This is a genomic window from Escherichia sp. E1V33 (assembly GCF_004211955.1).
Taxonomy (GTDB): Bacteria; Pseudomonadota; Gammaproteobacteria; order Enterobacterales; family Enterobacteriaceae; genus Escherichia.
Map to the genome: position 1 here is coordinate 1 of NZ_RHJI01000036.1, position 1089 is coordinate 1089.

Annotated in this window: 3 protein-coding genes and 1 pseudogene; all 4 read right to left on the reverse strand. The window is 58.7% G+C overall.

The features are described 5' to 3' along the window. A pseudogene (locus tag D9742_RS22555) lies at positions 1-185 on the reverse strand (lysozyme); the annotation flags it as partial. Beyond that, positions 166-381 (reverse strand): HP1 family phage holin, encoded by a 216-nt coding sequence (locus D9742_RS22560; RefSeq protein ID WP_000171568.1) that lies wholly within the window; start codon positions 379-381, stop codon positions 166-168. The gene D9742_RS22560 and the pseudogene D9742_RS22555, both read right to left, overlap by 20 nt. 3 nt (positions 382-384) lie before the next feature. Continuing rightward, complete coding sequence (locus D9742_RS22565; protein WP_000868175.1) at positions 385-588, reverse strand: tail protein X; 204 nt, start codon at positions 586-588, stop codon at positions 385-387. Further along, positions 588-1052 carry a head completion/stabilization protein gene (locus D9742_RS22570; RefSeq protein ID WP_000673520.1) on the reverse strand — a complete coding sequence of 155 codons (465 nt, stop codon included), beginning with the start codon at positions 1050-1052 and terminating at the stop codon, positions 588-590. The genes D9742_RS22565 and D9742_RS22570 overlap by 1 nt, the downstream gene beginning before the upstream one ends. Positions 1053-1089 lie beyond the last annotated feature (37 nt).

The following is a 1089-nucleotide window of genomic DNA, read 5'->3' on the forward strand; positions in this document are numbered from 1 at the left end:
GTATTACCAATGCCGTCGGTCCAGACACCCGCGCTGCACTGATACGGCTGCAGACGACAGCCTTCGTAATCGGCAATCAGTTTCAGCCCCTCCACGGAGGTGTGAAGCTGCTGAAAACCCGGCAGCGTGGCAGCAATAGCCAGCACGGCCCCGACAAGGCAGCGTTTAACGATTGATGGATTCATAGTCCTCCCGCGAGATCTGCCCGTCGCGCAGAAGCTGGTAGGCTTTGTGTTTGTAGTACCAGTTGATAGCCAGCATCAGCACACCGATCATCAGGCCGCCCAGCGTTGAGGCATCCTTGATGGACAAATCGCCCAGCCAGGCCAGCACGACGGCGATGCAATACGTGATAAAGGCGCTGATTCGCTCAAGCGTCATAATTCAGTCCCATAGCTGGACGGTCTGCACGGTGGTGGTTGTCGGAATGTCCGGCAGCTCCACCTGCAGCCCGTGAGGTAAAAAGGGGCCGTATTCGGCAAGCCCCGGATTTGCCTTCAGTACCTGCTCCGTGACACCCTGCGTGCGCCCGTAATGACGCCAGCAAAGCGCGTCCACCGTGTCATACTGATGCGCACGCACTTTCATCAGATAAGCTCCACTGTGCAGTGCGGCGCATCCTGCACCCGGCTGATGGCCCAGCGGGCGTCACGCCATAAATCACCGCTTGCTTCCGCCAGTTCCTCGCCCCGCTTCGCACCGGATGCCGTGGCGTCATAGTCCTGGTAACGTTCGTTGAGCATGGCGCGTGCCCAGCAGTAAACCGCGTTGAAATAGTGCTGAATGCGCTCGCTTTTGCCGTCCAGTTGTTCCGCCGGGACTTCTGCCAGCGAGGCATACCCCAGCATCTGCTGGCGTCTGCGAAACTCATACAGCTCTGCGTTGACCTCCGAAATTGCCGACAGCGCAACCTGCTTTAAACGCGGCTGCGTCACCGTGCCGTCAGTGCGCATCACGCTGCGAAACTCCGACAGGTCCACATCAGGCCAGAACGGCGTATTTCTGATGATTTCCGCCTGTTCCGGTGCCTGTTCTGGCGCAACAAACTTCATGCTGCTTTCTCCTGAAATAGAGGGCGGTGGACGGGGT